The sequence below is a fragment of the Microbulbifer weihaiensis genome (genome assembly GCF_048323715.1).
Taxonomy (GTDB): Bacteria; Pseudomonadota; Gammaproteobacteria; order Pseudomonadales; family Cellvibrionaceae; genus Microbulbifer.
The window spans coordinates 249,164-270,000 of sequence record NZ_JBLWFL010000007.1; the positions used below are offsets into that span (position 1 = coordinate 249,164).

Annotated in this window: 21 protein-coding genes; 13 read left to right on the plus strand and 8 right to left on the minus strand. The window is 59.4% G+C overall.

Features of this window, described 5'->3' with window-relative positions; all coding sequences use genetic code 11:
* Nucleotides 1–61 precede the first annotated feature (61 nt).
* Nucleotides 62–1,774, plus strand: a complete 1,713-nt coding sequence (locus ACNKU7_RS11275; protein ID WP_418297083.1) for a hypothetical protein — start codon at nucleotides 62–64, stop codon at nucleotides 1,772–1,774.
* A 101-nt stretch (nucleotides 1,775–1,875) separates the two neighbouring features.
* Here ACNKU7_RS11275 and ACNKU7_RS11280 read toward each other — a convergent pair whose 3' ends face one another.
* Entirely contained in the window at nucleotides 1,876–2,643 is a 768-nt protein-coding gene (locus ACNKU7_RS11280) for an exodeoxyribonuclease III (protein WP_418297084.1), read from the minus strand.
* A 122-nt stretch (nucleotides 2,644–2,765) separates the two neighbouring features.
* On the opposite strand from ACNKU7_RS11280, the gene pyrE reads away from it, so the two are divergent.
* Together pyrE and ACNKU7_RS11290 are read left to right on the plus strand one after the other, a co-directional pair.
* Nucleotides 2,766–3,422, plus strand: coding sequence for an orotate phosphoribosyltransferase (gene pyrE, locus ACNKU7_RS11285; RefSeq protein ID WP_418297085.1), 657 nt, complete (start codon nucleotides 2,766–2,768; stop codon nucleotides 3,420–3,422).
* Nucleotides 3,423–3,492: 70 nt separating this feature from the next.
* Nucleotides 3,493–4,122 (plus strand): hypothetical protein, encoded by a 630-nt coding sequence (locus ACNKU7_RS11290; protein ID WP_418297086.1) that lies wholly within the window; start codon nucleotides 3,493–3,495, stop codon nucleotides 4,120–4,122.
* Between the two features lie 34 nt (nucleotides 4,123–4,156).
* Here ACNKU7_RS11290 and slmA read toward each other — a convergent pair whose 3' ends face one another.
* The 4 genes from slmA to coaBC all read right to left on the minus strand — a co-directional run bounded on the left by slmA (nucleotide 4,157) and on the right by coaBC (nucleotide 9,563).
* Nucleotides 4,157–4,768 (minus strand): nucleoid occlusion factor SlmA, encoded by a 612-nt coding sequence (slmA, locus tag ACNKU7_RS11295; RefSeq protein ID WP_418297087.1) that lies wholly within the window; start codon nucleotides 4,766–4,768, stop codon nucleotides 4,157–4,159.
* A gap of 198 nt (nucleotides 4,769–4,966) precedes the next feature.
* Nucleotides 4,967–5,878 (minus strand): acetylglutamate kinase, encoded by a 912-nt coding sequence (argB, locus tag ACNKU7_RS11300; protein WP_418297088.1) that lies wholly within the window; start codon nucleotides 5,876–5,878, stop codon nucleotides 4,967–4,969.
* Between the two features lie 44 nt (nucleotides 5,879–5,922).
* Nucleotides 5,923–8,268, minus strand: coding sequence for a phosphomannomutase/phosphoglucomutase (locus ACNKU7_RS11305; protein WP_418297089.1), 2,346 nt, complete (start codon nucleotides 8,266–8,268; stop codon nucleotides 5,923–5,925).
* A gap of 80 nt (nucleotides 8,269–8,348) precedes the next feature.
* Complete coding sequence (gene coaBC, locus ACNKU7_RS11310) at nucleotides 8,349–9,563, minus strand: bifunctional phosphopantothenoylcysteine decarboxylase/phosphopantothenate--cysteine ligase CoaBC (RefSeq protein ID WP_418297090.1); 1,215 nt, start codon at nucleotides 9,561–9,563, stop codon at nucleotides 8,349–8,351.
* Between the two features lie 139 nt (nucleotides 9,564–9,702).
* Here coaBC and radC point away from each other — a divergent pair, with 139 nt between their 5' ends.
* The 6 genes from radC (at nucleotide 9,703) to ACNKU7_RS11340 (ending at nucleotide 13,208) form a co-directional block, all read left to right on the plus strand.
* The gene (gene radC / locus ACNKU7_RS11315) at nucleotides 9,703–10,377 is read left to right on the plus strand and encodes a RadC family protein (RefSeq protein WP_418297091.1); all 675 of its coding nucleotides are present in this window, start codon (nucleotides 9,703–9,705) and stop codon (nucleotides 10,375–10,377) included.
* Nucleotides 10,378–10,628: 251 nt separating this feature from the next.
* Complete coding sequence (gene rpmB, locus ACNKU7_RS11320; RefSeq protein WP_160151975.1) at nucleotides 10,629–10,865, plus strand: 50S ribosomal protein L28; 237 nt, start codon at nucleotides 10,629–10,631, stop codon at nucleotides 10,863–10,865.
* Between the two features lie 33 nt (nucleotides 10,866–10,898).
* On the plus strand, nucleotides 10,899–11,054 hold the full coding sequence (gene rpmG / locus ACNKU7_RS11325; RefSeq protein ID WP_043319942.1) for a 50S ribosomal protein L33: 156 nt from the start codon (nucleotides 10,899–10,901) through the stop codon (nucleotides 11,052–11,054).
* Nucleotides 11,055–11,235: 181 nt separating this feature from the next.
* Entirely contained in the window at nucleotides 11,236–12,051 is an 816-nt protein-coding gene (gene mutM, locus ACNKU7_RS11330) for a bifunctional DNA-formamidopyrimidine glycosylase/DNA-(apurinic or apyrimidinic site) lyase (RefSeq protein ID WP_418297092.1), read from the plus strand.
* 336 nt (nucleotides 12,052–12,387) lie between these two features.
* Nucleotides 12,388–12,879 carry a type VI secretion system amidase effector protein Tae4 gene (locus tag ACNKU7_RS11335; protein WP_418297093.1) on the plus strand — a complete coding sequence of 164 codons (492 nt, stop codon included), beginning with the start codon at nucleotides 12,388–12,390 and terminating at the stop codon, nucleotides 12,877–12,879.
* Nucleotides 12,876–13,208, plus strand: a complete 333-nt coding sequence (locus ACNKU7_RS11340) for a hypothetical protein (protein WP_418297094.1) — start codon at nucleotides 12,876–12,878, stop codon at nucleotides 13,206–13,208. The genes ACNKU7_RS11335 and ACNKU7_RS11340 overlap by 4 nt, the downstream gene beginning before the upstream one ends.
* Before the next feature lie 263 nt (nucleotides 13,209–13,471).
* On the opposite strand, the gene ggt is transcribed toward ACNKU7_RS11340, so the two are convergent.
* From ggt to rsmD, 3 genes are all read right to left on the minus strand, one after another.
* A complete protein-coding gene (gene ggt, locus ACNKU7_RS11345) occupies nucleotides 13,472–15,208 on the minus strand; it encodes a gamma-glutamyltransferase (protein ID WP_418297095.1) in 1,737 nt (578 codons plus the stop codon).
* A gap of 70 nt (nucleotides 15,209–15,278) precedes the next feature.
* A complete protein-coding gene (gene coaD / locus ACNKU7_RS11350) occupies nucleotides 15,279–15,767 on the minus strand; it encodes a pantetheine-phosphate adenylyltransferase (RefSeq protein ID WP_418297096.1) in 489 nt (162 codons plus the stop codon).
* Nucleotides 15,768–15,852: 85 nt separating this feature from the next.
* The gene (gene rsmD, locus ACNKU7_RS11355; RefSeq protein ID WP_418297097.1) at nucleotides 15,853–16,452 is read right to left on the minus strand and encodes a 16S rRNA (guanine(966)-N(2))-methyltransferase RsmD; all 600 of its coding nucleotides are present in this window, start codon (nucleotides 16,450–16,452) and stop codon (nucleotides 15,853–15,855) included.
* A 124-nt stretch (nucleotides 16,453–16,576) separates the two neighbouring features.
* On the opposite strand from rsmD, the gene ftsY reads away from it, so the two are divergent.
* From ftsY to rpoH, 4 genes are all read left to right on the plus strand, one after another.
* The gene (gene ftsY / locus ACNKU7_RS11360; protein ID WP_418297098.1) at nucleotides 16,577–17,830 is read left to right on the plus strand and encodes a signal recognition particle-docking protein FtsY; all 1,254 of its coding nucleotides are present in this window, start codon (nucleotides 16,577–16,579) and stop codon (nucleotides 17,828–17,830) included.
* A 43-nt stretch (nucleotides 17,831–17,873) separates the two neighbouring features.
* Nucleotides 17,874–18,560, plus strand: coding sequence for a cell division ATP-binding protein FtsE (gene ftsE / locus ACNKU7_RS11365; protein WP_418297099.1), 687 nt, complete (start codon nucleotides 17,874–17,876; stop codon nucleotides 18,558–18,560).
* Nucleotides 18,523–19,548, plus strand: coding sequence for a permease-like cell division protein FtsX (ftsX, locus tag ACNKU7_RS11370; RefSeq protein ID WP_418297100.1), 1,026 nt, complete (start codon nucleotides 18,523–18,525; stop codon nucleotides 19,546–19,548). Before ftsE ends, ftsX begins: the two co-directional genes overlap by 38 nt.
* A 261-nt stretch (nucleotides 19,549–19,809) precedes the next feature.
* Entirely contained in the window at nucleotides 19,810–20,664 is an 855-nt protein-coding gene (rpoH, locus tag ACNKU7_RS11375; protein ID WP_418297101.1) for an RNA polymerase sigma factor RpoH, read from the plus strand.
* Nucleotides 20,665–20,837: the final 173 nt, after the last annotated feature.

Sequence of the window (20,837 nt, forward strand, 5' to 3'; positions counted from 1 at the left end):
GATCCGTCTGATTTGCCATTAGGCTTCTTTCCCATACCCAGGACAGGGAAGAGAAAGAAGAATGACGAATAGCCTGGTTGTAACCTCCCATGTGGCCATCGTGGCGATAGTGACGTTGTTGGTCACCGCGGGGCCGAGCGCCAATGACGCCCGCCAGGAGTCCAAACCCCACCATAAGCACTACCGCGAGCCGGTCGCAGATAAGCCCGCGCCTTCCGGAGCAGTGGCGCCGCGATTGCAGAATCTCGGTAGCCACACTTTTCCCGTCAGTTGCGCCTCCGAGCGAGGACAGCAATTTATCAACCAGGGTGTCAATCTCGCCTTTGGCTTCAACCATGCAGAAGCCGGTCGGTCTTTCCGGGAGGCGGCACGACTGGATCCGAAATGCGCCATGGCCTACTGGGGGCAGGCACTGGTGCTGGGGCCGAATATCAATGTGCCCATGGATCCGGAAAACGAGGCCAAGGCCCATGAACTGGTGCGGAAAGCGCTGTCCCTGCAGGATGGGTTGAATGAACGCGAGCGCGCACTGATCGGCGCATTATCGAAACGCTATTCGGGGGATCCCGCGGATCGTTCCCAGGCGGATAGTGACTATGCGGATGCGATGGCGGCGGTGGCCAAGCGTTTTCCCAGTGATCTGGACATCGCGACCCTGTATGCGGAGTCGATGATGGATCTCCGCCCGTGGAATTACTGGATGCGCGACGGCACGCCTTATGCGGGCACCGAAGATATCGTTGCGCTGCTTGAGTCGGTGATGGCGCGCAATCCCAAACACCCGGGGGCGCTGCACCTTTACATCCATTTGATTGAGCCGACCAACCAGCCTCAGCGTGCGGAAAAAGCCGCCGATGCCCTGAGCGGTTTGATGCCGGGTGCCGGGCATATCGTGCATATGCCGGCCCATATCTACCAGCGGGTCGGGCGCTACGAGGACTCCGCCGACGCCAACGTGCGTGCCATTGCTGCGGATGAAGACTACATCAGCCAGTGCCGGGCCCAGGGTATTTACCCGATGGCCTACTACCCCCACAACATTCACTTCCTCTGGTTTGCGACCACCGCACAGGGACGCAGCCAGGCGGCAATCGATGCCGCTAACAAAGCCGCGGAGCAGATTTCAGACCAGGCGCTGGCGGAAATGCCCCTGCTGGCGGGTTTCCGGGTGGTTCCCTACTGGGCACTGGCGCGATTCGGCAAGTGGGATGAGATCCTGGCGCTGCCAGAACCCCCGGCGGATCTGTTCCTGCAAGGAGCCTGGCACTATGTGCGCGGGCTGGCGCAGGTCAGCAAGGGCAACCTGGATGCGGCGGAGGTGGAACTTGATCAGGTGCGGAAGATTGCCGCCGACAATCAGCTGGAGTACACCATGTTTTCCCCCAACAGCGCGGCTGCGATCCTGTCGATTGCACCGCAGGTGCTGGCGGGAGAAATTGCTGCGGCCAAAGGGGAATTCGACGCCGCTATTGCGCATCTCGATCGGGCGGTTCGCCTGGAGGACGGGCTGGTCTACACCGAGCCCACCGAGTGGCACTACCCCCCGCGTCTCGCCCTGGGGGCGGTGTTGCTGGAAGCGGGGCGCGCCGGGGAAGCCGAGACCGTTTACTGGCAGAACCTGAACCGGTATCCAAACAATGGCTGGGCGCTGTTCGGGTTGTCCGAGGCACTGCGCAAGCAGCGCAAGTTCGATGAGCAGGAACTGATAGCCGCCCGCTTCAAAAAGGCGTGGCGCAATGCGGATGTAAAACTCAGCGCGTCGCGCTTTCGCTAGAGGCAGCCGGCCACAAAACGGGCTTATTTTACCCATGAAAAAGGGCGCAGCGGATGCGCCCTTTGCCCTTTGCTACTGGCCGGCTAATGGCTGGGAGCGTTTCAGACTTCCAGGTCGTAATCCATGATTACCGGCAGGTGGCTGGAGAACGCCACGTTTTTATTGATCGCGCCGTACTCAATTTTGTTCTTCAGGGTCTGGGAAACAATCTGCATGTCGGTACGCCAGCCATCGCCCTTGCCTACTTCACCGCTGGGCCACCAGGTAAACTCGTCGGCGTCCTTCACTACGCGGCGGAAGGCGTCCACATAGCCGATCTCATTGAACAGCTGGTCGAGCCAGCGCTGTTCGTGGCGCATGAATCCGGGTGTATCCTGATGATCCTGCCAATTCTGGACATCCGCTCGGCGGTGGGCCATACCCCAGTTGCCACAGAAGATAAAATCGCGGCGTTTGCGGCTGATTTTGGCCAAGTGGGCCTGCATATCATCGAAGAACTGCACTTTGACTTCCAGGGAGGCCTCGTCAGTCGCTACCGGTGCCAGCAGGGAGCCAACACTCAGGCGCTCGAAGTCCGCCTGCAGGTAGCGGCCGTACATATCGACCCCGTTGGCAAAGCCCATGCCATAGATCAGCGCCTTCGGCTGCGCACGGGTGTAGATGGCGACGCCGTTTTCGTGGGGCGTGCCGGAATCGAAGAAATAGCTGTAATAGCCATCCGGGTGGAAAATCGGATGATCGAGTTCCGGTTCCAGTGAGCGCAGATCCTGCAGGCAAATGATGTCTGCGTCCTGCTCTGCCAGCCAATCATACAGTCCGCGCTGTGCAGCCTGGTGCACGCCATCTACGGACAAACTCACTATTCGCATTATTAGCCCCTTACCAGCGGACTGTGTAAAATTGCAGTCGTTATTCGTCTGAACATTTTCAATAGCCGCTCCCCATTCCGTGGGGATCTTCCTTCACCTTAGCCAATAGTTATCAAATTGCCATGCAGCAGTACCAGCGCGACTTTATCCAACTGGCCCTGGAGCACGATGTGCTCTGCTTCGGGGACTTTACACTGAAATCAGGCCGCCAGAGTCCCTATTTCTTCAATGCCGGCCGGTTCCACAGCGGTGCGGCGCTGGCCGCTCTGGGCAACGCCTATGCCGAGGCGATCATTGCCTCTGGAGTGGAGTTTGATGTCATTTTCGGGCCGGCCTATAAAGGCATCCCGCTGGGTGCGGTAACCGCAGTGGCATTAGCGCAGAAAGGGGTAGATAAACCCTTCTGTTATAACCGGAAAGAGGCCAAGGACCACGGCGAGGGCGGAACCTTAGTGGGTGCGCCGCTCAAAGGCAAGGTTTTGATCATCGATGATGTGATTACTGCCGGCACCGCGGTGCGTGAAGTGATGCAGATCATCGCCCAGCAGGGTGCAGAGCCTGCCGGCGTTGTGATTGGTCTTAACCGTCAGGAAAAGGCCAATGACGACACAGACATGTCCGCTATCCAGCTGGTTGAGCAGGAATACAGCATTCCCGTGATCGGTATTGTGGAACTTGACGATATTATTACCTATCTTAAGGCGGAAGCCGGTAGCGAAGAGCTGCTGGCAAGGATCATCGACTACCGGCAGCGCTATGGCGTCAGTTCCCAGGGGTAACCCGGGAAACGCATAAGTCAGCCTGCCTAATCGCGGCGCGAAGGGATTGTCGCTAAAGGTCGGAAGTGGAATGAAAAGCAGAATAAAAAATAATGAGGTTGTCGTGAAAACTGCGCTTGCGCTGGCATTGGCCGGCGCCCTCCTGACAGTGGATGTCAGTGCTGCAGAACAGGGCTGGGACGGCAAGGTGCTGTACCGCTATACCAACGAACACGGCGTTCAAGTGCTGGATGATCTGGTGCCTCCCCGCTATGTGGCGGGCGGGTACGAAGTGCTCACACCGTCCGGGCGCGTGCTGGAAGTGGTCGAGCCGGAGCTGACAGGTAAGCAGCTGGCGGAAAAACAGCGCCGCGAAGCCCGTGAGGCTGCCGACCTGCAGCTGCTCAAGCGGTACAACAGCGTTGCCGACATCGAGTCTGCACGCAAGCGCAAACTCGCGATCGTACAACAGGATATGGCGATCCTGCGCTCCAACCTGGTGAGCCTTGAGCGCCAAATCGAAAGCGAAGAGTCGGTTGCTGCCCGCGCCCAGCGCAACGGCGAGGCGGTGTCTCCCGAGTTGCTGTCACGCATTGAAAACCTGCGTGCCGAGGTCAGCGTGGTACGGGAGCGCCTGTCGCTGCGCGAGAAAGAGGCGCTAACGATAAACAGTGATTTTGATCGGGCTGCCAGTCGATACCAGGAGATAGCCGGCAAGTAAGCCGGCTATCTGGTGACCTTTCCCGCTATTACCTTCAGGCTTGCGCAGCCAGCGCACTTTCCCGGAAAAAGCCCGCGACCAGTACCGGCCACTGCTCCGCCCAGTGCTCGGTTGGGCGGCGTTTGAAACCGCTGCGCACATATTGAACGATCCGGCCTTCAGCACTGGAGAGCAGCAGGTTCGCCGCCGCGGTGAGCGGTATTGCGGGGCGCAGCTGCTCGCGCAGCTCCGCCTCGCGCAGAATCTGCTTGAGCTGGGTTTCCAGGCGGTCAAACAACTGCAGGATGCGCCCGTGCAGGCGCTCGGTTTCACCGGTAAGGGCGTCGCCGGTCAGCAATCGGGTGATACCCGGGTTGCGCTCGCAGAAGGCCAGCAGCAGGTGCAGGATTTTCTGGCAGCGCGCCAGCGCACTGGGTTCGTCCTGCATGATCAACTTGATACGGCTGAAGATCGTTTCTTCGATGAACTCGATCAGCCCTTCAAACATCTTGGATTTACTGGGGAAGTGGCGGTAGAGGGCCGCTTCGGAAAAACCCACCTCTTTGGCGAGTGCCGCGGTGGTGATGCGGGCGCCGGGGCTGGCTTCCAGCATATGGGCCAGGGCCTGCAGTATCTGCTGGCGCCGATTGATTTTTTCGCTGCTCATTGACTGCCTATACCCGGAAATTCAGCCGGGAACTGATTTTGTTGTTGTGCCTGCTTTTTTTTGGGTCGGTTTTCGGCGAAGGGTGTCAGAAGCCCGTAGCATGTCGCTGAAAAGCCTGTTGCCGGCGGCAGAATCCTAACGATTCGCCGCCGCCCCATCAATTGTTAGTGCCTGTTAACACCGTTAATGTGACAGATTTCACGCGCGATTGAGAGCGCTATTGGTGATCAGGGTTCCAACGCCGGTGTCCGTGAAGATCTCCAGTAGCACCGCATGGGGTACACGGCCGTCGATAATATGTGCGGAAGTGACGCCGGCTTTTACGGCATCCAGCGCGCAGGCAATTTTCGGCAACATACCGCCGTAAATGGTGCCGTCGGCGATCAGGCCGTCCACTTCCAGGGTGGAAAGACCAGTCAGCACCTCGCCGTTTTTATCCTGCAGCCCAGCCACATTGGTGAGTAACATCAGTTTTTCCGCCTTCAGGTACTCGGCGATCTTGCCCGCGACCAGGTCGGCATTGATGTTGTAGGACTCGCCGTGCTCACCCACCCCGATAGGCGCGATGACCGGGATAAAATCGCTGTTAATCAGCATGTCGATTACGCCGGTGTCGACGCTTTCAACCTCGCCAACGTGGCCGATATCGATGATCTCAGAGGCGTGCAGGCCAGCGGTTTCCTCTTTGCGACGCAGTTTTTTCGCACGTATCAGCAGGCCGTCCTTGCCGGTTACGCCCACAGCGCGGCCGCCATTCTTGTTGATCAGGTTGACGATCTGTTTGTTGACGGTACCGCCGAGAACCATTTCCACCACATCCATGGTTTCGCTGTCGGTGACCCGCATGCCGTCCACAAAGCGCGACTCGATACTGAGCTTGTTCAGCAGCTCGCCGATCTGCGGCCCGCCGCCGTGCACCACGACCGGGTTCATGCCTACGAGCTTCATCAGGATCACGTCGCGGGCGAAGCTGTTTTGCAGCTCTTCGTCCACCATGGCGTTGCCGCCAAACTTCACCACAACGGTCTTGCCGATGAAGCGCTGGATATAGGGCAGCGCTTCGTTGAGAACCTGCGCCACGCGCAGGGCGGATTTCTGATCCAGGGACATAGCGTATTCCTTACCGCTCGGGTCTTACTGCTGGGGTAGTTTGATCAGCCCGGAATTACCAGGGACGGATCGAGTTTGTGGAGCTGGTCGGCGACCAGCTGGCGGATGCGTTCCAGGGCCGGTTCGTTGTCGGCTTCAAAGCGCAAGGTCAGGGCCGCGGTGGTATTGGACGCCCGTACCAGGCCCCAGCCATCGGCAAATTCTATGCGCAGCCCATCGATGGTGTTGAGATCCGCCTGCTCGAATCTCCCCTCTTTGCGCAACCGGTCGATGAGCGCGAACTTTTCACTCTCGGGCACCGGCAGCAGGATTTCCGGGGTGTTGACCATATGTGGCAGTGAGTCGATCAGTTCGTCGAGTGACTGCTCACGCAGGGCCATGATTTCGAGTATACGGGCCGCGGCGTAGGCGCCATCGTCAAAGCCGTACCAGCGATCCTTGATGAAAATATGCCCGGAGAGCTCGCCACCCAGTAGCGCGCCGGTTTCGAGCATTTTCGTTTTCATCGGCGCATGGCCGGTTTTCCACATGATCGGGCGGCCGCCATACTGGGTTACCAGGTTGCCCAGGGCGCGAGAGCTCTTCACGTCAAACACGATATCCGCACCCGGGTTGCGGGCGAGAATGTCCCGCGCGAGCAACATGACCAACTGATCTGCCCAGATGATACGGCCACTACTGGTAATCAGGGTCACGCGGTCGCCGTCACCGTCAAGTGCGACACCCAGATCGGCACCGGCCTTTTTGACCGCATCAATAAGATCCTGCAGGTTTTCCGGGCGAGACGGATCCGGGGCATGGTTGGGGAAGTTGCCGTCCACTTCGCAGTAGAGGGGTTCCACGGCGCAGCCGAGTTGCTCGAACAGTTCTGGTGCCAGTTCAGAAGTTGCGCCGTTGCCGGCGTCGATGACAATTTGCGGCTGGCCGGCAAGCGCTACGTCGTTGAAGATCTCGTCGATGTACGCTTCGCTGACATCCTGCTGGTGGTGGCTGCCCTGACCGGTGGCAAACTCGCCGGACTTCATCAGGTCGTAAACGTCAGCCAGTTTTTCCTCGGCGAGTGGGCGGCCGCCAAGTACCATTTTGAAACCGTTGTAATCTGCCGGATTGTGGCTCGCGGTTACCATTACGCCGCTGCTGGTGTTTTTGGCTTTGGTGCAGGCGAAATACAGCACCGGCGATGGCACCAGTCCCAGATCCACCGCGTTACAGCCGCTTTCCAAAATGCCTTCGATCAGGCAGTCGCGCAGCAGCTCACTGCTGTTGCGACCGTCGCGTCCCACCAGAAGGATTTCCTCCCCGGACTGCAATGCCAGGGTGCCCAACGCACGACCCAATTGATAAGCGAAAGGCTCATTGATTTCTTCGCCGGCGATACCGCGAATGTCGTAGGCGCGAAACACATGACGCGGAAACTCCGTGCTGGGGGTTCGCATCACCGTATTGCGACTGGCTGCGCGCTCTTCCGCCTGCGGCGCGGCAGCAGCTTTTTGAGGCAGCGCCGATGCTGCCGCAGTTTGCTCGGCAATGGTATCGGCTTCCAGATCTTCTCTGCGCAGCTTGTCCTTGGCTTTGCTGCTCCGCTGCGCCGCCCTCTCCCACGGGGCCGGGGTATCCCCGGGGGCATGGCGCCACAGGGCATAAAGAGTGCCCAGCAGGCCGAGCGCGGCCAACATATAGAGCCAGCTGGCCGGAATGCTATGTTGCTCAGCAAACGCTGTGGAGGGGGTTACGGATATCTTCAGGTAGCTGCCCGGAACCGGCGCGGTCGCCGCACCGCCGGCGGAAGCCTGTGCGGCGGAGCTCCACAGGGTGCGAGCCGGGCCGTCGGCAAATTGCTGGCTGATGATCACCGTGCCGGCACTTTGGTCGAGTCCGTCGATTTGCTGGGTGAACACTGCAAATGGCTGCTGAACAAGCAGGGCTCCGCCGTTCTTGGCAATGGCGTGGTACAGGTGCCACTGCTTGTCGCTGCCCTGCAGAAACTCCGGCTGCGGTGACTGGCCCTCCAGGCTGCGCTTCAGCAGGTCGACCAGCGCAAAGCTCAGCGGAGGCTGGCCGGTGCCTACATTGAGCTCTGCCGGCGTGAACAGTTGCACGGATGCCTGCGGCAAGACGCTGCTGCTGCGGCTTGTTGTGGAGGCGCCGGGCGCGGAGGGAAGTTTGTCCAGTGTCTGCCGCTGTGTGGCGAAAAAGGGCTGCAGCTGGAGCGCCATCTTGTCGGCCACCTGCTGGCTGGCGGCTTGGACGCTGGCCGCATTGCGCCCGGCAATGACATTGGTGAACAGCAGGTAGCTACCCCCAAGCCAAACTGCTGCAGCCAGCAGGGCTGGCAGAACCATGCCGCTGTTAATCAGCGGTTTTTTTTCTGTTTGTGTTTGTGTTGCCACGAAATCTACCCAGACCAATATGTATTAAGCGATAACTTGGGTGCTGTTGTATTTGTAATTATTGTGTTTCTACCGCGGTATCAGTGCGACGTGAATGCCTGTTTGGCGATCATCTCGATCAGCTGTGCGGCGAGTTCGGTTTTCAGGCCTGCCGGTAGTGGTTGCTGCCCACTGTGGTCAATGACGACGACCTGGTTGCGGTCACTGTTGAATCCACCTTCCGGGTCGCTGACATCATTGGCGACAATCATGTCCAGTTGCTTCCGTGCAAGTTTGCCCTGTGCGTGTGCGATCACGTTCTCAGTTTCCGCTGCAAAGCCGACGACAAACGGCCGCTTGTGCGTGCGTGCCGCAATGGTGGCGACGATATCCGGGTTTTTTACCAGCTTTAATACATCGGCGTCGTTGCCGTCTTGCTTTTTTATTTTCTGTTCAGCCACGACGGCCGGGCGGAAGTCCACTACCGCTGCTGCAGAGATGAAAATGTCGCAACTGTCCGCGGCCTTCTCTGCGGCAGCCAGCATTTCCGTGGTGCTGACAACATCCACGCGGTGTACCCCGGCGGGCGTGTCGAGTCTCACCGGGCCGGCAATCAGGGTGACCTCGGCACCGGCGCGCGCGGCGGCGCTGGCGATGGCAAATCCCATTTTGCCGGAGCTGTGATTGCTGAGGTAGCGCACCGGATCCAGCGCTTCGCGTGTCGGGCCCGCGGTAATGGCTACCTTTTTTCCGGCTAACACCTGCGCCGGCAGCTGCGTGGCAATGAGCTGGTCGACGATGTCGAGAGGCTCCAGCATGCGCCCGGGGCCCACGTCGCCACAGGCCTGGCTGCCGGCGGCCGGGCCGAGCAGGGTTGCGCCACGAGCTTGTAAGGTGCGCGCATTGGCCTGGGTCGCTGGGTGGCGCCACATGGCCTGATTCATTGCCGGGGCCAGAACCAGTGGCGCCTCGGATGCGAGGCACAGGGTGGACAGCAGGTCATCGGCCATGCCGGCGGCAAGCCGCGCCATGACGCTGGCACTGGCCGGCGCGACCAGAATGAAGTCGGCCCACTTGGCGAGCTCAATATGCCCCATTGCGGCTTCGGCGGCAGGATCCAGCAGGTCGGTATGCACGGGGTTGCCAGAAAGTGCCTGGAAGGTGAGTGGCCGCACGAACTCCTGAGCCCCGGCAGTCATGACCACGCGCACGTTGGCGCCGCGATCCTGGAGCCTTCGTACCAGGTCGGCGCTTTTGTAGGCGGCGATACCGCCTGAGACGCCCAGCAATATCCGTTTGTCGGCCAGGGAGGACATATTTTGCGTTTCCGTAACTCTAAATATTTGTGAAACTCTACAAAGGCGTAGCCGGTAAGGTTACCACTTTAGGGCGGCGGGCAATATGTCTGACGCATCTCGCATGGAAAGCGAGTATTCACTTATTCAGGGAGGAAACATGGCGATTACTGATTGGCCGCCGGAGGAGCGTCCGCGGGAGAAGTTGCTGGCGAAGGGTGCGGGTAATTTATCCGATGCGGAGTTGCTGGCGATCTTTTTGCGCACCGGGCTGCGCGGGGTCTCTGCAGTGGATTTGGCGCGCCAGCTCCTAACGGACTTTGGTGGCCTGAGATCGCTGCTGGAAGCGGATCGCAAGGCTTTCTGCGCAGGCAAGGGGCTGGGCGACGCCAAGTTTGTCCAGTTGCAGGCCGTGCTGGAGATGGGGCGCCGGCATCTGGCGGAGCACTTACAGCGTACCGATGCGCTGACCAGCCCGCAGGCCGTGCGTGACTACCTGTCCGCGCAGTTGCGACACCGCACCAGGGAAGTGTTCTGCTGTTTGTTTCTGGACAGCCAGCACCGGGTGATCGCTTTTGAGGAGTTGTTTGAGGGCACCCTGAATGCTGCAAGTGTGTATCCCCGTGAGGTGGTGCAGGCAGCGCTGACCCGTGGCGCTGCTGCGGTCATCCTTGCGCACAATCACCCTTCCGGGGTCAGCGAGCCCAGTCAGGCGGATATCCATATCACCGAGCGGTTGAAGGACGCGCTGGCGCTGGTGGATATTCGGGTACTGGATCATTTGATCGTTGGTGAGGGGGCTGGGTACTCGTTTGCCGAGCGGGGCCTGATTTGATTGGTGCCTTCGTATCAAAGCGCATACCTTGGGGCCAGAGGCGGAAGGCTTCTTTGAATCGACCAAAAGTGGCCGACCAGACAGTAAAAAGATTGATCAAAACTTGCCCCGCATAGGGTGTTCTGGTATAAAACGCCGCTCTTTGCGGCCGGGCCAGATTCTGTACAGATCCCGCGGTCGCGCTGGATACCGAATTTAGTCCTGCCCCGCCCCAGAGCAGAGGGCACGAGAGTTTTTAAGAGGCCAATCAGATGTCCAAGGTATGTCAGGTAACCGGTAAGCGCCCGGTAACCGGAAACAACGTTTCTCACGCCAAAAACCGCACCAAGCGTCGCTTCGTGCCGAACCTGCAGTCCCACCGATTCTGGGTGGAAGCAGAGAAGCGCTTCGTTAAGCTGCGCATTTCTACTAAAGGTATGCGTATTATCGATAAGAAAGGTATCGATACCGTTCTGGCTGAGCTGCGCAAGCGCGGCGAGAAAGTTTAATAGCTGCTTTAAGAGCAGATTGGAGATAGAACAATGCGTGACAAGATTCGCCTGAATTCCAGCGCCGGTACCGGCCACTTCTACACCACTGACAAGAACAAGCGCAACATGCCTGAGAAAATGGAGATCAAAAAGTACGATCCCGTTGCTCGCAAGCACGTTATGTACAAGGAAGGCAAAATCAAGTAATTGATTGCCTTGCTGGTTCGCGAAAAAGCCCGGTTATCCGGGCTTTTTTGTGTCTGTTCGAAGTGTCAGAGTTCAGAATGACGGTCGAGCCCCCATGGATAGACTTACGGCGGGTTTCGCAATTGTTTAGCGGTAGTGCGGCCGCCACAGAAGTATCCAGTGGCTACCCGGAAGTCAGAGCATGCCTGAATTACCAGAAGTAGAAACCACCAAGCGTGGCCTCGCCCCCCACCTGGAAGGCCGCAAAGTAAAACTGTGCGAAATCCGCCAGCACAGCCTGCGCTGGCCGGTGGACGCCGACTTTGCCGAGAAGATTTGTGGCGCGCGCATCCTGCGCCTGGATCGTCGTGCCAAGTATCTGCTGGTGCAGACGGATAAGGGAGTGGCCATCTGGCATCTGGGGATGTCGGGAAGCCTGCGCATGGTGGATGCGAGCCTGCCCCCGCAGAAGCACGATCATATCGACTGGCTGCTCGACAGCGGCCAGCGTCTGCGTTTCCACGACCCGCGACGCTTTGGCGCCCTGCTCTGGACAACCAAAGACCCGGCAGAACATGAACTTATTGCCCACCTCGGCCCCGAGCCCCTGAGCGACGACTTCTACGCCGACTATCTGTTCAGCGCTTCTCGCGGCCGCAAGGCCCCGGTGAAAAGCTTCATCATGGATGGCCGCATCGTCGTGGGTGTCGGCAATATCTATGCGAGCGAAGCGCTGTTTATGGCAGGCATCCGCCCGCAGACACCCGCAGGCAAGATCACCCGTCCGCGCTACGAGCGGTTAGTGGATGCCATCAAAACTGTTCTCGCCGCAGCAATACAGCAGGGTGGTACGACGCTGAAAGATTTCGTCGGTGGCGACGGCAAGCCCGGCTATTTTGCCCAGCAGCTCAACGCTTATGGACGTGCCGGCCAGCCCTGCCCCCGCTGCCCCGGGACTATTCGCGAGCAAATCATCGGCCAGCGCAACACCTTCTTCTGCCCCCGCTGTCAGCGCTAACTGCTAGAGCTTGGCTCCGCCCTTTTAATGATGCGACAAGGGGAGAAAGGTAGGAGTGAGGGCAGAATGACATCGGATGCTGTTGGATAGCTTGATATCCAACCCTTGGTCAATTTGCTGCTAGCGCACATCTCAGCATTACTGAATTGGATTCAATTTTTGTGGGATGAACCTATCAAAAAATTGGCGAAAAGAGGCTGTATTAAGTCGAATCTCTTGATATACGGGCGCAGGATGGATCGGGCGTCAACAGTGCGAAAGTGGTACCGGTGTCAAGAGACCTGAAAACCTGCTAGGTGGTATCTTCTGTGAATCAATTTATTTCATGGAAGAAATATGAAAAATTTGCCTGCCTGGGCGGCACTTCTGCGCAACTTCCCGAATAAGCCCGCTGCCGAGGTCTTTACAGAAATTGGCGGGAAGGTCAAATTGAATTACGACATAGGTGTTTTTAGCAACGCATGTGCGACAAGAATCTCTAGAGCTCTCAATTTTTCTGGAGATCAACATAGGATCCCTTTTTACAAAACGAAAGACGGCAGTGGAAATGAAGTTGTTCAGGTGTCTTCTGGAGGAAAAAAGTATTGGTATATCTATCGCGTTAAAGTAATGGCACAGTATTTGGGTGAAGTGTATGGGAGGCCAAAAATTATCCCGGTCGACTCATACCGGAACCAATTAAGGGGCAAGAGAGGCATTATTGTTTATGTGGTTTCGGGGTGGTCCGATGCAACTGGCCATGCCGATCTGTGGGATGGGGAAACTAGTGTAGGGAGCGATTATGGGAATAAGTCCAACCAAATCTTATTCTGGGAGACACTTCAGTGAGTAGATTTCGACTATTGCTTCTCGCCTTTTTTTTGTTGAGCTCATGTGCGACTGCTACAGATAAGCAAAAAGAGCTTTACGAGTTTGCGCAGGCGAATTGTTTGTTCTGGTATTTTGATGAAAAGGGGTACGATACCAAGGATATCCGGGCGATCACTGGTGGTATGGTGGAAAAAAGTGATTTACCTGCGGAAAAATTTCAAGCAGTGTCGATCTTCATAAAAGACTATAGCCCAGCGCTGGCATCAAAAAATAACATAGACCCCCATTTGCTACGTTGTTTTTCTCTGAGTAATAGTGCTGAACTTCGCGCACTTATTGCTAATTGAAGCGTCCATTTCAGCCCAAATTTAAAAGCCTGCGCATTTACTCTCTGTATCTTGCTTCGCTGCACCAGCGTGTAGATTTTTAAAAACGCGAAGCGCCAGCCTGATTTTGATGGAGCTCGAAAACGATTGTTAAGGGCGCTGGGTTGGGCTCTTTCTCCGGTGTAGTGGATATTCTCCGAGTTAGCCAGTCAATCAACGCTACGGATCGGCGGAGCCAAATTGCCCGGGATTGAAACTCGCCACCGCACTTTTCCGGAATTCTGTCAGCGCCCCACCGCACTACCCTCACGCCGTGTATCGGCACCGCCATGTAGCGCGCCATCCATTACCGCGATGGCGTGAATGCCGCTATTCAGCTCCTTGCGCACCACCCGATGCCCCATGGCCTCGAGTTTTCCGTATTCCGCCTCTGAAAGGGTATCTGGTTCTACTTCGACCTGGTGGCCGATGGCACCGATGTTCCCTGCGTGAATGGCGTCGGCGATGGGCATGCCTTTGGCCAGGTGGTAAAGAGTGGTGCGTGCCGTGTAATCGATGATGCGCGAACCGCCGGGTGAGCCCACCAGCAGGCGCAGGCTGCCGTCTTTGTTGAAGACGATCGTCGGTGACATCGACGAGCGCGGGCGCTTGCCCGGCTGAATCCGGTTGGCCACCAGTTGTTTATCCGCGTTGACGGGGGTGAAAGAAAAATCGGTGAGTTGATTGTTCAGCAGGAAGCCCTTCACCAGCAGGCGCGAACCAAAGCCGGTTTCTATACTGGTCGTCATACTCACGCCATTGCCGTATTGATCCACGATCGACAGGTGGCTGGTGTTCGGTAATTCTGGGGATTTTGCGGTGCGGCGCTGTTCGGCAAAACCAAGCGGATTCCCGGCAACCGCAGGCTGGGCGCGGCGTGGATTGATGAGTTCGGCCCGCTGGGCGAGGTAGTCCGGAGCCACCATGGCGGTGGTGGGCACGGAGACGAAGTCCGGGTCGGCGGAATAGGTATTGCGGTCGGCAAAGGCCAGCTCCGATGCCTCCACAAACAGGTGAGTAAGCTCGGCGCTGCCCACTTCATATTTTTGCAGTGGGAAGTGCTGCAGCATACCCAGCATGGCGCCGACCGTAGTGCCGCCGGAAGATGGTGGTGGCGCCCCGCACCAGCGGTACTGCAGGAAGTCTCCGCACACCGGTTCGCGGACTTTTGCCGTATAGCTGGCGAGATCCTCGCGAGTCATCACGCCCGGGTTTTCCGGATCGCCTGTCACGGCTGCGACGATCGCCGCCGCAATGTCGCCTTCGTAGAACGGCCTGGCGCCCTCCCCTGCCAGCTGTCGCAGCGTCTGCGCATAGTCCGGGTTCTTCAGGATATGCCCCACCGGTAATGGTTTGCCGTCCTCGCCAAACAGGTAGGCACTGATGGCCGGGCGCGCCGCGACCCGCGGCAGCTGTGCGGCCAGCTGGTAAAGGCGCGGCGAGATGGCGAAGCCCTCCTCAGCGAGTGCGATAGCGGGCTGGAACAGGTCTTTCCATGGCAGCTTGCCATCGCGCTGGTGGGCCAGTTCCAGCATGCGCATCACGCCGGGGACACCCACAGAGTAACCACCAATGACGGCGTCGAGAAACCCGCGCGGCTTGCCATCGCGCATGAAATAGTTCTCGTCAACCGCCAGCGGTGCGGTTTCGCGACCGTCATAGGAATACAGCTTTTTCTGGTCGGCGCGGTAGCTCAGCATGAAGGCGCCGCCGCCGATGCCCGAGGACTGGGGCTCTACCAGGCTCAGCACCAGCTGGGCGGCAATCGCCGCGTCCACGGCGCTGCCTCCGCGAGCCAGTATTTGCTCAGCGGCGGCGGACGCGTGGGGGTTGGCGGTGACCGCCATAAATTTGTCGGCAGTGGCGGATTTGATTTCCGTGCGGCCGGTGGCAATTTCCGGCTGTACCTCTCCCTGGGGTGAAAATGCGCAGACAGAAGCGGAAAGGCAGGCGGCGATGGAGAAAAGGAGGTTTCTGTACACGGGCGATCCGATGGCTGTGACTGGGATCGCCCGAGTGTATCAGACCTGCGCGGGCTGGCAGGAATCGGCGTCAGGGGGTCTGGCGGCTGTACTTCTCCTGCAGCGCCTTCTGCACCCCCGGGGGTACGAACTTGGTGACGTCGCCGCCGAGGGACGCAATCTCGCGCACCAGTGAGGATGAGATGTAGGAGAGATGTTCTGCCGGAGTCAGGAACAGGCTTTCCATCTGCGGGGCCAGCTGGCGGTTCATATTGGCAAGCTGGAATTCGTACTCGAAGTCGGAGACCGCTCGCAGTCCCCGCACAACGCCGTAGGCGTCCAGCTGGCGCACCAGGTCGGCGAGCAGGATGTCGAAGCCGATGACCTCGATGTTGTCGAGGTGTGACAGCTCCTGCTGAGCCAGCTCTACCCGTTCTTCCAGGGTAAACAGCGGATTTTTCCGGGTGCTGGCGGCGACCGCGACCACCACATGGTCAAAAAGTCGGCAGGCCCGTTCCACAAGGTCCATATGACCATTGGTAATGGGGTCGAAAGTTCCGGGGTAAACCACTTTTTTCATAGGGCAAATCGCCTTGCCGGCTTGAAGGGACGCGCATCTTAAACAATTTAGCGGCGGGGCTCAAAAAAGCGCGAGCTGCCGCGTGTTATACGGGCTGGTTGCGTGAGAACAACTGCATCTTCACTTGCCCCGCCAGTTTTTCCTTTTCCAGCTGCCAGCTGTCGGGGACTGCCAGTGGCAGATCCCGTGGCGACTCCACGTAAATCAGGGCGCCCGGCGCCAGATGGTCGCTACTTTCCAGTGCTGACAGGGTTTCCGCCCACAGGTTTGCGGCAAAGGGTGGATCCACGAAGACCACGCTGCAGGGTTCCCCGGGGTGGCCCAGAAACACCTGCGCAGGGCAGTTGTGCACCATGCCGTTGTCGGCGTCCAGCATTTTCAGCTGGTCGCGCAGGGTCTGTGCGGCACCGCGATCAAGCTCGACGAAGTCTACCGCTGCAGCGCCGCGGCTCAGCGCTTCCAAGCCCAGTGCCCCGGAACCGGCAAACAGATCCAGGCAGCGGGCGCCCGGCAGGTGGAACTGAAGCCAGTTGAACAGGGTTTCCCGCAGGCGGTCGCCCGTGGGCCTCAATCCGGTGATCGGGGCAAAGGCAATTTTGCGCCCGCGCCAGCGGCCGCCGATGATGCGCAGCTGTGACTCGGGTTGGCGGTCTGCTTGCTTTCTGGACTTGGGTGGTCTGGCCAAGGGGATTCCTGTGGGCGGTAAATTCATGTGGAGGTGACTGTGTGCGAAACAGCCAGCGGTGCTAAGATTAGCGCCTTTCCATCGCTGCCGGCCAGCGAAGACCAGCCAAAGATTCCACACCAAGATGATTTTTGATTTCCTGCGCAAAAAGAAAAAGGCGAAGGCTGACGATGCCGCCGTCGAACCGGTTGAAAGCCCGGAAGTTACCGAAGGCGGCGACGCCGCGGCGGAAGAGACTCACCCGGTGCCCGGACACCCGCTGGCTGAAGATGTGGCGAGCGAGCACCTGTCGGTAGAGGAGGCGCCGGAGGCATCTTTCGATCCAGGCGCGGAACTGGCATCCGCTGCCGATTCGGCTTCTGAGCCCGAGCCAGAGCCGGCCCCCGAAGTGTCCGCTCCCGCCGCGGAGGTTCCTGCCCCGCAGCCGGTGGTGCAGGAGAAGCCCAAGAAGGAGGGCTTCTTTGCCCGCATTCGCCGCGGTCTTTCCCGCACCAGCAGCCAGTTTGCCGAGGGCATGGGCAACCTGTTCCTGGGGGCCAAGGAAATTGACGAAGACCTGCTGGAAGAGCTGGAAACCCAGCTGCTGATGGCGGATGTGGGCGTTGAAGCCACCACAGAAATCATCGATCGCCTCACCGATCGGGTGTCCCGCCGCGAGCTCGCCAACGGCGAGGCCCTTTACAGCGCCCTGCAGGAGGAACTTGCCGGCCTGCTGGACAGCGTCGAGGCGCCGCTGGTGATCGACCAGGGTAAAAAGCCATTTGTCATTCTCGTGGTTGGCGTTAACGGCGTGGGCAAGACCACTACCATCGGCAAGCTGGCGCACCGCTACCTGAACGAGGGCAAGTCGGTGATGCTGGCCGCGGGTGATACCTTCCGTGCCGCTGCGGTGGAGCAGCTGCAGGTTTGGGGCGAGCGCCACAATGTACCGGTGGTTGCCCAGCACACCGGTGCCGACAGCGCCTCGGTGATTTTTGATGCGATCCAGTCGGCCAAGTCCCGCGGTGTCGATGTGGTGATTGCCGATACGGCCGGCCGCCTGCACAACAAGTCCAACCTGATGGAAGAGCTGTCCAAAGTGCGCCGGGTAATGGGTAAGCTCGATGACAGTGCCCCCCATGAAGTGCTGTTGGTGCTGGATGCCGGCACCGGCCAGAACGCCCTGTCTCAGGCCGAAACCTTCCGCGATGCGGCCGGTGTAAGCGGCCTGGTGCTGACCAAGCTGGATGGCACCGCCAAGGGCGGGGTGATTTTCGCGCTGGCACAGCGACTGGGGATTCCGGTACGCTTTATCGGTGTCGGGGAGCAGGCCGAAGATCTGCAACCGTTTGTGGCGAAAGATTTTGTCGCCGCGCTGTTCAATCGCGAACAGAGCTGACCGGCCCTGCGCACACCTGACCACAACAACAATAAGCGCGCCGATGATCCAATTCGACAACGTCAATAAACGCTACGAGTCCGGGCAGGACGCGCTGGGGCGCGTCAGCCTGGAGATTGAGCGCGCGGAGATGGTGTTTCTCACCGGTCACTCCGGCGCCGGTAAAAGCACTCTGCTGAAACTGCTGACAGCGATTGAGCGGCCCACCCGAGGCAGCATCATCGTCGGTGGCCAGAACCTCAATCGCCTGCGCAACAGCCAGATTCCCTACTACCGCCGCAATCTCGGTATCGTGTTTCAGAATCACCAGCTGCTGTTCGACCGCAGCGTGTTCGACAACGTTGCCCTGCCCCTGTCGGTGGCGGGTTGCAGCAAGCGCGAAGTGGGCCGCAGGGTGCGCGCCGCGCTCGACAAGGTTGGCCTGCTGCACAAGGAAAAGCAGAATCCCATCGTGCTGTCCGGCGGTGAGCAGCAGCGGGTCGGTATTGCCCGCGCAGTCGTCAACAAGCCCGCGCTGCTGGTGGCGGATGAACCCACCGGCAACCTGGATCCCAAGCTCTCAGAAGAAATCATGCAGCTATTCCGCCAGTTCAATGCCGTGGGCGTTACCGTGCTGATCGCCAGCCACGACCTGGAACTGATTGCGCGAATGAAACAACGTGTGCTGACCCTGCAGGCGGGGCAACTGATCTATGACGGATACCCGAGCCGTGAACCAGCGTATTCCTAACTCCTCTCAGGCGGCGCAGCCAGCCGCCGAACGCCGGGCGGCCGGTGCGGTTACCGCCCGTACCGGTACCGGCGACCGCCTGCACAGCTGGCTGGGGCACCACCGCGAGATGTGGCGTGAGGCCTGGCGGCGTTTCTTTGCTTCCCCCATGTCCAGCGGCATGACCGCGCTGGTGATCGCCATTGCCCTTGCGCTGCCCGCGGCCCTGCAGTTAGGGCTTACCAACTTTCAGCGCGCGGTGGCGGGCTGGGACGGACAGCCGCAGATCTCGGTCTTCCTGCACAAGCGCGCCAAAGAGGCCGCCGTGCAGAGCTTCGCCGACGAGCTGCGTGGCAACGCCCTGGTATCGGAAGTCACCTACATCTCCCCGGAACAGGCACTGGCGGAATTCCAGCAGGCTTCGGGGCTGGGTGACGCCCTGGTGGGCATGGACAGCAACCCTCTGCCATCGGTACTGCTGGTACGCCCGGCCGGCTCTGACCGCGCGGCGCTGGAGACGCTGGCGGCAAAACTTCGCGAGAGTGCCCTTACCGACTCCGTGGTATTGGATATGGCATGGGTGCAGCGCCTGGCGCAATTGACCGAACTTGGACGCCGTATGAGCCTGGGGCTGGCACTTTTGCTGGCGTTGGGGGTGCTGCTGGTGGTGGTGAACAGTATCCGCCTGCATATCGAAAACCGTCGTGAAGAGATTCTGGTGGTCAAGCTGGTGGGCGCCACCGATGCGTTTGTGCGCCGCCCATTTCTGTACACCGGCCTGTGTTACGGCCTTGTCGGGGGGCTGGTGGCCTGGTTGCTGGTGAGTGTTGGCGTGTGGCTGCTGGCGGGCCCTGTCGGTGGGCTGGCCAACCTCTACGGCAGCGGTTTCCGGCTGCAGGGCCCCGGGTTTACTTACCTGGCGACGCTGGCAGGCGGCGCTGCCGCGCTCGGACTGGGTGGTGCCTGGCTGGCAGTGGCGCGCCATATTTCGGCAATTCAGCCGCGCTGACCGCTGGGTCTGTAAAGCTTCGTAAAGGCCCCCCGGGGCGTGGAACTTTCCCTGTGGATAACTCATCTAAAGCGCCGCAAAACAAGGGCTGGCGAGGGTTGCCGGCCATCCACAGCCGGGGTTCCATTTCCCTCTGTGGGTGCTACACTGTGGCCAACTTAGCGCGTCTTGGCGCCTTGTAAGGGCCGGGACAGCGCCGCCGCCGCGGACCGCAGGCTTACTGCGGAGCGGGGCAAATAAGAGTTTTGAGGAGAAACCTGAATGGGAACCAGTTTACAGCCGATCCACACGCTGTCTCCGGGCGCAAACCTGAATGCCTATATTCAGACAGTGAGTGGTTTCGAGGTACTTTCCGCTGAGGAAGAAAAGAAGCTGGCGGAAGACCTCTACTATCACCAGGATCTCGACGCAGCACGTCAGCTGGTGATGTCTCACCTGCGTTTTGTCGTACATATTGCCAAGTCCTATTCCGGCTATGGCCTGAATGAGGGCGACCTGATCCAGGAAGGTAATGTGGGCCTGATGAAGGCGGTGAAGCGCTTCAACCCGGAGAAAGGTGTTCGCCTGGTGTCCTTTGCGGTGCACTGGATCAAGGCGGAGATTCACGAATTTATCCTGCGCAACTGGCGCATTGTGAAAATCGCGACCACCAAGGCGCAGCGCAAGCTGTTTTTCAATCTGCGTGGCCAGAAGAAGAAGCTGGCCTGGCTGACCAGTGATGAGGCCAAGCGGGTTGCTGAAGAACTGAATGTGGACGTGGCACACGTGCACGAAATGGAGGGCCGTCTCGCCGCCCACGACGCCGCGTTTGACGCGGGTGTGGATGACGACGACGAGTCTGCCTGGCAGGCCCCGGCCCACTACCTGGAAGATCGCCGTTACGATCCTGCGACCATGCTGGAGAACGATAACTGGCAGGAAACCAGCGTGAACAACCTGGCCGTGGCCATGGAGAAGCTGGATGAGCGCAGCCGCGATATCATTGAGGCGCGCTGGTTGAGCGAGAACAAGGCCACGTTGCATGAACTGGCTGACAAATACGGTGTTTCCGCTGAGCGTATCCGCCAGCTTGAAAAGAACGCCATGAAAAAAGTCCGGGTGGCGATGGAGGCCTGATTGGCTGACTGAGTCATCCGGGTTCGAGAACCGCGCTTATGGCGCGGTTTTTTCGTATGTGCTTCAGTGGTTTTGCTTTGGAGCTGGTACGGTGGCGGGGGGGGGGGGGGGGGGGGGGGGGGGGGGGGGGGGGGGGGGGGGGGGGGGGGGGGGGGGGGGGGGGGGGGGGGGGG

What these genes read in the sequence shown, in the direction of transcription:
- ACNKU7_RS11275 (WP_418297083.1), top strand. Translation starts at nt 62, where the DNA reads ATGACGAATAGCCTGGTTGTAACCTCCCATGTGGCCATCGTGGCGATA.
- ACNKU7_RS11280 (WP_418297084.1), bottom strand. Translation starts at nt 2,643, where the DNA reads ATGCGAATAGTGAGTTTGTCCGTAGATGGCGTGCACCAGGCTGCACAG.
- pyrE (WP_418297085.1), top strand. Translation starts at nt 2,766, where the DNA reads ATGCAGCAGTACCAGCGCGACTTTATCCAACTGGCCCTGGAGCACGAT.
- ACNKU7_RS11290 (WP_418297086.1), top strand. Translation starts at nt 3,493, where the DNA reads ATGAAAAGCAGAATAAAAAATAATGAGGTTGTCGTGAAAACTGCGCTT.
- slmA (WP_418297087.1), bottom strand. Translation starts at nt 4,768, where the DNA reads ATGAGCAGCGAAAAAATCAATCGGCGCCAGCAGATACTGCAGGCCCTG.
- argB (WP_418297088.1), bottom strand. Translation starts at nt 5,878, where the DNA reads ATGTCCCTGGATCAGAAATCCGCCCTGCGCGTGGCGCAGGTTCTCAAC.
- coaBC (WP_418297090.1), bottom strand. Translation starts at nt 9,563, where the DNA reads ATGTCCTCCCTGGCCGACAAACGGATATTGCTGGGCGTCTCAGGCGGT.
- radC (WP_418297091.1), top strand. Translation starts at nt 9,703, where the DNA reads ATGGCGATTACTGATTGGCCGCCGGAGGAGCGTCCGCGGGAGAAGTTG.
- rpmB (WP_160151975.1), top strand. Translation starts at nt 10,629, where the DNA reads ATGTCCAAGGTATGTCAGGTAACCGGTAAGCGCCCGGTAACCGGAAAC.
- rpmG (WP_043319942.1), top strand. Translation starts at nt 10,899, where the DNA reads ATGCGTGACAAGATTCGCCTGAATTCCAGCGCCGGTACCGGCCACTTC.
- mutM (WP_418297092.1), top strand. Translation starts at nt 11,236, where the DNA reads ATGCCTGAATTACCAGAAGTAGAAACCACCAAGCGTGGCCTCGCCCCC.
- ACNKU7_RS11335 (WP_418297093.1), top strand. Translation starts at nt 12,388, where the DNA reads ATGAAAAATTTGCCTGCCTGGGCGGCACTTCTGCGCAACTTCCCGAAT.
- coaD (WP_418297096.1), bottom strand. Translation starts at nt 15,767, where the DNA reads ATGAAAAAAGTGGTTTACCCCGGAACTTTCGACCCCATTACCAATGGT.
- ftsY (WP_418297098.1), top strand. Translation starts at nt 16,577, where the DNA reads ATGATTTTTGATTTCCTGCGCAAAAAGAAAAAGGCGAAGGCTGACGAT.
- ftsE (WP_418297099.1), top strand. Translation starts at nt 17,874, where the DNA reads ATGATCCAATTCGACAACGTCAATAAACGCTACGAGTCCGGGCAGGAC.
- ftsX (WP_418297100.1), top strand. Translation starts at nt 18,523, where the DNA reads ATGACGGATACCCGAGCCGTGAACCAGCGTATTCCTAACTCCTCTCAG.
- rpoH (WP_418297101.1), top strand. Translation starts at nt 19,810, where the DNA reads ATGGGAACCAGTTTACAGCCGATCCACACGCTGTCTCCGGGCGCAAAC.